5 protein-coding genes and 1 pseudogene are annotated in these 8,949 nt (G+C 42.7%); 3 read left to right on the top strand and 3 right to left on the bottom strand.

Annotation, left to right across the window (positions count from 1 at the left end; translation table 11 throughout):
* Together H6G74_RS07395 and psbC are read left to right on the top strand one after the other, a co-directional pair.
* Positions 1 to 144 (top strand): annotated as a pseudogene (locus H6G74_RS07395) (photosystem II D2 protein (photosystem q(a) protein)); the annotation flags it as partial.
* Entirely contained in the window at positions 128 to 1,516 is a 1,389-nt protein-coding gene (psbC, locus tag H6G74_RS07390) for a photosystem II reaction center protein CP43 (RefSeq protein WP_190967057.1), read from the top strand. The pseudogene H6G74_RS07395 and the gene psbC, both read left to right, overlap by 17 nt.
* A 192-nt stretch (positions 1,517 to 1,708) precedes the next feature.
* Here the strand turns inward: psbC and H6G74_RS07385 are convergent, their stop codons facing one another.
* The 3 genes from H6G74_RS07385 to H6G74_RS07375 all read right to left on the bottom strand — a co-directional run bounded on the left by H6G74_RS07385 (position 1,709) and on the right by H6G74_RS07375 (position 6,132).
* A complete protein-coding gene (locus tag H6G74_RS07385) occupies positions 1,709 to 1,939 on the bottom strand; it encodes a CU044_2847 family protein (RefSeq protein ID WP_242051173.1) in 231 nt (76 codons plus the stop codon).
* A gap of 81 nt (positions 1,940 to 2,020) precedes the next feature.
* Complete coding sequence (locus tag H6G74_RS07380) at positions 2,021 to 2,857, bottom strand: SWIM zinc finger family protein (protein WP_190967056.1); 837 nt, start codon at positions 2,855 to 2,857, stop codon at positions 2,021 to 2,023.
* 38 nt (positions 2,858 to 2,895) lie between these two features.
* The gene (locus tag H6G74_RS07375; RefSeq protein WP_190967055.1) at positions 2,896 to 6,132 is read right to left on the bottom strand and encodes a DEAD/DEAH box helicase; all 3,237 of its coding nucleotides are present in this window, start codon (positions 6,130 to 6,132) and stop codon (positions 2,896 to 2,898) included.
* 646 nt (positions 6,133 to 6,778) lie between these two features.
* Between H6G74_RS07375 and H6G74_RS07370 the strand changes: the two genes are divergently transcribed.
* Complete coding sequence (locus H6G74_RS07370; protein WP_190967054.1) at positions 6,779 to 8,935, top strand: polyribonucleotide nucleotidyltransferase; 2,157 nt, start codon at positions 6,779 to 6,781, stop codon at positions 8,933 to 8,935.
* Positions 8,936 to 8,949 lie beyond the last annotated feature (14 nt).

The raw sequence follows: 8,949 nt of genomic DNA, 5'->3' as shown, positions 1-8,949 counted from the left end.
GCCGAAGACCCAGAATTTGAAACTTTCTATACCAAAAACATTTTGCTGAACGAGGGTATCCGCGCTTGGATGGCTCCTCAAGACCAGCCCCACGAACAATTTATATTCCCTGAGGAGGTATTACCTCGTGGTAACGCTCTCTAATAGACCTGCTGTTATGGGTGGCGGTCGTGACCAAGAATCCACCGGTTTTGCTTGGTGGTCTGGTAACGCTCGTTTGATTAACCTGTCTGGTAAACTGCTAGGCGCTCACGTTGCTCATGCTGGCTTAATTGTCTTCTGGGCTGGAGCAATGACATTATTTGAAGTTGCTCACTTTATCCCAGAAAAGCCCATGTACGAACAGGGCTTAATTCTGCTCCCTCACCTCGCTACTTTAGGTTGGGGTGTAGGCGCTGGTGGTGAAGTAATTGACACCTTCCCCTACTTCGTAGTTGGTGTACTCCACCTGATTTCTTCCGCAGTCCTGGGTTTTGGTGGTATTTATCACGCAGTTCGCGGCCCAGAAACCTTAGAAGAATATTCTTCCTTCTTTGGTTATGACTGGAAAGACAAAAACAAGATGACCAACATCATCGGCTTCCACCTAATCATCTTAGGCTGTGGTGCGTTGCTGTTAGTGCTGAAGGCTATGTTCTTCGGCGGTCTCTACGATACCTGGGCTCCTGGTGGTGGTGATGTGCGCGTCATTACTAACCCAACACTCAACCCAGCAGTGATCTTTGGCTATCTCATCAAAGCTCCTTTCGGTGGCGAAGGTTGGATTGTAAGCGTTAATAACCTAGAAGACGTAGTTGGCGGTCACATCTGGGTTGCTTTACTATGTATTTCTGGTGGTATTTGGCATATTTTCACCAAGCCTTTTGCATGGGCGCGTCGCGCGTTTATCTGGTCTGGTGAAGCTTACCTGTCCTACAGCTTGGGCGCTCTTTCCTTAATGGGCTTTATCGCCTCTTGTATGGTTTGGTACAACAACACAGTTTATCCCAGCGAATTCTTTGGTCCCACAGGCCCTGAAGCTTCTCAAGCACAAGCTTTGACCTTCTTAATTCGTGACCAACGCTTAGGTGCTAACGTTGGTTCTGCTCAAGGCCCCACCGGTCTAGGTAAATACTTGATGCGCTCTCCTTCTGGTGAAATCATCTTCGGTGGTGAAACCATGCGCTTCTGGGATTTCCAAGGCCCCTGGTTAGAACCTCTACGTGGCCCCAACGGTCTTGACCTAGACAAAATCAAGAATGATATTCAGCCTTGGCAAGCTCGTCGTGCTGCTGAATACATGACTCACGCTCCTCTGGGTTCCTTGAACTCTGTAGGTGGTGTAGCAACTGAAATCAACTCCTTCAACTATGTATCTCCTCGTGCATGGTTGGCTACTTCTCACTTCGTATTAGGATTCTTCTTCCTAGTAGGTCACTTGTGGCACGCCGGTCGCGCTCGTGCTGCTGCTGGTGGTTTCGAGAAAGGTATCGACCGTGAGAACGAACCAGTAATGTTCATGAACGAACTCGACTAATTTGAAGTCTTTTTTCATCACTGACAATCGAATTTTTAAAAGGCTCTTGTTTTAGAACAAGAGCCTTTTTCTTTGAATTAGGACTCATACCAATTCTATAAGCCGCATACAAACCAATACGGTTCACTTAGGGCGAGAATATCTAGAAATTGCTATAAGTAAACCTACACTCCTGAACCCTTACACCCATTCTCAACAGTGGTTCCATTCTAAAGTGATTTCCAAATTACCTGTATCGTTACCTTTCACTAATACAGGTGTGAGCTTCCCTGATTCAATGCCAATATCTATGCCAAATTTGACACTAGCTTTATCAGGCTTAACTTTATTTAATACTTCGGCAATTTCTGTAACAAGAACTTCTAGGGGGGCTGTGATTTCGCTAAACGGTCTAACTTGAATATTTGGTTTGCGATGTACCATCAGCAAGTTCTACTGTAATAATTCTGCTTTGAATTTCCATGTGAGTTTAAATACATATCCATGCTGTAATAACATACAACCTTAAGCACCTCCCACATTCATCGCTGCTAACATAGCTTTTTGGCTAACATCTTTGTAAACATCATCTAAATATTTCATGACCACATCACCAGCATTTAAACTGACTGTATCATCTTCAGTTTTGGCTAAGGGAATTGCACCTAAAACATCTAAGACTGTTTCGCCCATACTAGGTGCAATCACTACTAAAGAAGAATCTAAAGGCTCATGATATTCCCAAAAAGCATTAAGATTGACTGCGGGTTGCTTAGGAGTAATTGGTTGTTGAATCTCTGATGTTGCAGGTGTATTTGCTTTTTGGTTAGCGCCTCGTAGCTGGCGTAAATCATGAATAATTTGTTCTTTAGTCCGACCGCGTAATTGAAACAGCACAAAGGGGTCTTCGCTGAACCTGTCGCCTAATTGATAGTAAATTGCCCCAATGTGTTTACAAGGGTTCGCTTTATCTGGACAAGAACATTTACTGTGGACATCACCCAAGGTAAAGGGAAATAACGAAAGACCGTTAGCCGTAAAAACTTCTTCAATATTTTGAGGCATTTCCCCTGCTAATAATTTGGCAGCGAATAATGCTTTTTTAGACATGGTTTCAATAACATAACCCCACTCTTCATCACTAAAGGAGTTAAGAGAAAGAGAAACCGTATAAGGTTCAACTTCACTACCTTGAACTTTTGCTAATACTTTCGCGCCTTTAAATTCAATGCTGAGAACATTACCTTGCCGGGCATAATTTCGCGCCCTTTCTAACCGCTTTTTAAACCGATAAGAATCGAGTAACTCTAGCCATCTTTGTGACCACCATTCCCGGCTTGTTTGTAATGTGTAACTAGTCATCATTCATCTCTAGTAATTAATTTCAAAAATACTCGGCTTTATTCTGCATCTTCGTCAATCAAAGCATTGCGATCAAGGATGAGTAAATTTCGCAATTGGTCTGTATCTAACTCAGTTAACCATTCTTCACCAGCACTCACAACTTGTTCGGCTAATTGTTTTTTGCTTTCAATCATGTCGTGAATTTTTTCTTCTAAAGTGCCAGTGCAGACAAATTTATGTACTTGTACATTTCTTGTTTGACCAATGCGAAATACTCGGTCTGTGGCTTGATTTTCAATGGCTGGGTTCCACCATCTATCAAAGTGAAATACATGATTGGCACGAGTTAAATTCAAACCCACACCACCCGCTTTTAAAGAAAGAATCATGATTGGCGGCCCTTGTGGGTCATGTTGAAAACGGTCTACCATTTCCTCGCGTTGCTTTTTGCTTGTACTGCCATATAAAAAGAAAACTTCTCTGCCTAATTTCTGTTCTAAATGAGGTTTGAGTAATTTACCCCATTCTGCAAATTGAGTGAAAATTAACGCCCTATCTCCTTCGGAAATCGCCACATCTAACATTTCTTCTAGACGTTGCAATTTACCAGAATTATGTTCTCCTAATGTGCTTTCTTTTAAATACTGGGATGGATGATTACAAATTTGTTTGAGCTTAGTTAGTAAAGCTAAAATCATACCTCTGCGTTGCAATCCTTCGGCGGATTCTATTTCTACTAAGGATGTATCGACTGCTTGTTGATAAAGTGCGGCTTGTTCTGTAGTTAAACCACAAAATACGGTCATTTCTTGCTTGTCCGGCAAGTCTTGAATAATTTCTTTGTCTGTTTTCAACCTTCTTAAAATAAATGGCTGAACTAAGGAACGCAATTGAGTTAAAGAAGCCGCATCACCATACTTTTCAATCGGCATCGCAAACCGCCGTTGAAAGAATTGTTTATTACCCAAATAACCAGGGTTGAGAAAATCTAAAATCGACCATAATTCTTGCAGTCTATTTTCTACTGGTGTGCCTGTTAAGGCAATGCGAAATGTTGCTTCTATTTGTCTAATTGCCTGGGACTGTTTAGCATCAGGATTTTTCACATTCTGCGCTTCATCTAAAACAACTATCTGCCAAGCAACAGTCTGCAATAGTTTGACATCTCTGTGAATTAGAGAATAACTAGTAATAACTAAATTATGTTTATTGACAGCCTCAACAAATGCCTTACCTTTAGGGCGTTTGTCACCGTGATACTGCATTACTTTCAGGCTGGGGGCAAACTTTCTCACTTCCCGTTCCCAGTTGCCTAACACAGAAGTGGGGCAAACTAATAATATGGGTTTTTCTAGTACATCTTGTTCTTTGAGGTATAAAACAAACGCTATAAGCTCAATGGTTTTACCGAGTCCCATGTCGTCGGCGAGACACGCGCCTAAACCCCAACGTTCCAAAAAAGCCAGCCAAGCCGCACCTCGTTCTTGATAAGGACGTAACTTTCCTTGGAAACTGGCAGGTGTGGGTAAGGGTGTAATTTCCTGATTATTTGTCAATGCCCCAATTAATTCTTGTAACGCCCCCGATGCTTCAAAACTGACCACTGGTAATTTTTCAATCACCTGGGTATCACCTGTACTGAGGCGCAAGGCATCTTCTAAAGAAAGTGCCATTTGTTCTTTACGGGAAGCAAAAAATGTCTGGGCTGTTTTAATATCTTGGGGACGTAATTCCACCCACTCGCCGTTAATTTCTACCAACGGACTATTTAAAGCTACTAGTCTGTCAAACTCTGCTTTAGAAATTGTCTGTCCCCCGATCGCCAATTGCCATTGAAAATTCAGCAAACTTTGTAAACCCAAGCGTTCTTTTTGTTTTTTGGGTGTTTCGGCGGTAATTTTTAACCCTAAACGATTCGCCCAGCCTTCGCGGTTGGTTAAACTGGGGGGTAGAATTACACCTAAGCCACTATCTTCCAATCTCCAAGCCACAGATTTGATAAATTCATAAGCTTGGATGGGGTTGAGTTGGCAAGATTGGGGATATTCTGTTTCTAGGCTAGGTGCGATCGCTCCATATAATCGAGAAGCTAACCCTAAACCACGCAAAAAAGTTTCTTGGGGTTTTTCAATGGTGCGGTTTTGATAAATTAATTCTTCAACGGGATTTTGCCAAATTGTTGCTGCATCAACTAAAAACTCTGGATCATCCGCCGCCTGGAGAAAGTACGCCAGTTTCCATTCTGTTTCTCCCGCTTCTGGGGAAGATAGTTGAAAACAAGTGCGAAATAACGGCTTTCCTGTGAGTTGATGTTGTAACGGCAAAGTCCAAGCTTTCAGCGCCGCTTCTAAGCGTTCTACACCAATCTCATCTGCAACCACGGTATTAGATGCACCCGTTAAAGCTTGTAACCACTGGCGAATTGCTGATGGTAAAGCCGCCATCACTCTGGTTTCGATGATGGGTTGATTACCCACCATTTGACGCACTTGCACATCTATGATGCTGTTGAGGAAATCTAAAATTAACTCTTGAGGCGATTCGGGTAAATTTACACATATATCCCCATTCCCGACTCCCGACTCCCCATTCCCCCTATCTTGATAAGTCCGACAACCTAGGGGCATTTTCGCGGCAAACTTTTCTAAGCGAGTTCCATCCACAGCACTGTCTAACAGCACTTGCCAGTTAGCAAATATAGTACCGTCTGCTTGGTGTTGAATATTGGGTAAAAATTTAGAACGGGAAATTAAATCTAAACTCCAACGGGCTACCTGTGACCAAAATCTTAAATCTCCAGCTAAAAAAGCATCTTCACCATTAGTAATGTTGAGAGGAAGAGATTGGAGAAATTGAATTGCTTCGCTAGTATTCAGGCAAAAACCTGCAACTTGCCAAGGTTGGAGATATGGTGCAGCGTCAGAATTTAAATCTTGGCTGGCAGAATGTAAAGGCAATAAGTTGAAGCTTTTATCTTCCTTGGTTTCGCTAATCTGAGTTGGTAAAGCGATAATTTGTGAATGGCTTGGTAAGCTGATTTCTGGCGGTTTTGTAGTTTTGCGCGATCGCCCCCCTGAAGTTGCTGCTGGCTGTTGCTGAGTGCTGGTAATTCTCAGATTCCGCCCTGCTAACCACTCACTCAACTCCACGGCTGTCATTGCTAATGGATGTAGTGGGATTTCTAAAGATTTATTTACATCCCAAGTTACTTGCGGCGATCGCCAAGTTTCTCCCCAGATAAATAAACAACTGTTTTGATTTTTGCTTACCCAACTACCATGTAAAATCGCCATTTTTAATTACTCGAATTATGCTCAGACTAGATTATTGAAAATTTTAAGTTTTTATGTATTATTTTTATTTTTGCTATATCAAATCAGCAAATTAATTTTACTTGTATTTAGCAAATTAACTGATATTCTAAATTATCAAATTATTGCTTAGTTTAGAAAAAATCGCAATTTCAATATTTGCTAAAAGTCAAATTGCTATTGAAAGTAATTTGAATTAATATTTATTTCGTTGAGGCTAGTACCGCCATGTTTGCAACGTTGGTACTATTGTACAACCAGGGTTACATACTAGTGCGAGATTGTTTTTCTCTAATTTAAGGATGATTTAAGAAATATCGCATTCCGTTGCAGACTTGTAAAAAAATCTACTTTGTATACCTGACATCCACCAGTATTTGATCAATTCTAGAGATGACCATACATGCAATTTCTCAGACTTTTGAGTATGATTAGGCATATTCTACCTGTGGCAATCCTCAAAGATAGCCAAGCCGTCAAATTTACTGCCCCTTGATAGGCAAATATGTAATACATTTGGCAGGGAATAACTTGTTTATCTTTGTATGTAACAGAAGCCAGCCAGAGTGCATAAATGTTAGGATTGCCACAGAGAGAGAATAGCGTGCATAGAAGGAAAAAAAACTGAATGGCAGAAGTTGAAAAGTCAATATCCTTTGATGGACGGGATATTCGACTGAAGTTAGGCCTACTAGCGCCCCAAGCTGGTGGGTCGGTTTTGATAGAATCAGGGGATACAGCTGTTTTGGTAACAGCTACGCGATCAGAAGCCAGAGAAGGCATTGATTTTCTGCCCCTTACCGTAGACTACGAAGAAAGACTTTATGCAGCAGGTAGAATTCCTGGCGGGATTATGCGCCGGGAAGGTCGTCCACCGGAAAAAGCAATTCTCACCAGCCGTCTCATAGACCGTCCTCTGCGTCCTTTGTTCCCTTCATGGTTGCGGGATGACCTGCAAATTGTGGCTTTGACATTATCAATGGATGAGTTAGTGCCACCTGATGTTTTAGCAGTTACTGGTGCTTCGATAGCTACCTTAATTGCCCAGATTCCCTTTAACGGGCCAATGGCAGCCGTGCGGGTAGGTTTAGTAGGAGATGATTTTATTATTAATCCTACTTATGCAGAAATTGAAGCCGGCGACCTAGACTTGATCGTAGCTGGTTCGCCAGAAGGCGTAATCATGATTGAGGCAGGAGCCAATCAGTTGCCAGAGCGAGATATTATCGAAGCAATTGATTTTGGCTATGAAGCAGTACGTGATTTAATTAAGGCGCAGCAAGATATCATTGCTGATTTGGGTTTGCAAATTATTCAGCAAGCACCACCAGAGGTAGACCAGACCCTGGAAAATTATATCCGCGATCGCGCCAACGACGAGATTAAGAAAATTCTGTCTCAATTTGAATTTACTAAAACTGAGCGTGATACTGCTTTAGATGCAGTTAAAGATAACATCCAAACTGCGATCGCTGAATTATCAGAAGAAGATCCCGTTCGCGTTGCGGCTACTGCTGACCCCAAAGCAGTTGGTAAGACTTTTAAAGAAATCACCAAATATTTCATGCGCCGTCAAATCGTTGAAGATAACGTGCGCGTTGATGGTCGCAAACTTGATGAAGTCCGTCCCGTTTCTTGTCAAGTTAGTGTCTTACCAAAACGAGTCCACGGTAGTGGTTTATTTAATCGCGGACTCACTCAGGTATTATCCAACTGTACCCTTGGTACTCCCGGAGATGCCCAAAACCTCAACGATGATTTGCAAACCGACCAATCTAAACGTTACCTCCACCATTACAACTTCCCGCCCTTCTCCGTCGGCGAAACCAAACCATTACGCGCCCCTGGTAGACGGGAAATTGGTCACGGCGCTTTAGCAGAACGCGCAATTTTACCAATTCTGCCACCCAAAGAACAATTTCCTTATGTAATTCGGGTTGTTTCCGAAGTACTTTCTTCCAATGGTTCCACCTCAATGGGTTCGGTTTGCGGTTCTACCCTCGCCCTAATGGATGCTGGTGTCCCAATCATCAAACCTGTTAGCGGTGCAGCAATGGGTCTGATTAAAGAAGGTGATGAAGTCCGCGTTTTGACTGATATTCAAGGCATTGAAGACTTTTTAGGTGATATGGACTTCAAAGTTGCCGGAACAGATACCGGGATTACTGCCTTGCAAATGGATATGAAAATCTCTGGTCTGCCTTTGGAGACCATAGCCCAAGCCATTCACCAAGCCAAAGATGCCCGGTTGCACATTTTAGATAAAATGCTGCAAACCATCGACCAACCACGTACCGAAACATCACCCTACGCACCACGTCTGCTGACTATCAAGATTGACCCCGACATGATTGGTCTAGTCATCGGCCCTGGTGGTAAGACAATTAAAGGCATTACAGAAGAAACTGGTGCCAAAATTGACATTGAAGATGATGGTACAGTGACTATTTCTGCCGTCGATGAAAGCAAAGCCAAGAAAGCGCGGAACATTATCCAAGGAATGACTCGCAAGCTGCATGAAGGGGATGTCTACGCGGGTCGCGTTACGCGAATTATCCCAATTGGTGCATTCGTGGAGTTTTTACCCGGTAAGGAAGGAATGATCCACATTTCTCAACTTGCTGATTATCGCGTCGGCAAAGTCGAAGATGAAGTTGCAGTTGGTGATGAAGTGATTGTCAAAGTGCGTGAGATTGACGGCAAAGGCCGAATTAATCTCACACGTTTGGGTATTCATCCAGACCAAGCAGCTGCGGCCAGAGAAGCTGCGGCAGTAAATCGATAAATCGATTTGGGATT

The sequence above is a fragment of the Nostoc spongiaeforme FACHB-130 genome (genome assembly GCF_014698475.1).
GTDB lineage: Bacteria > Cyanobacteriota > Cyanobacteriia > Cyanobacteriales > Nostocaceae > Nostoc_B > Nostoc_B spongiaeforme.
The sequence above is the reverse complement of the archived record's forward strand: the minus strand, read 5'-3'. Positions and strand labels throughout refer to the sequence as shown.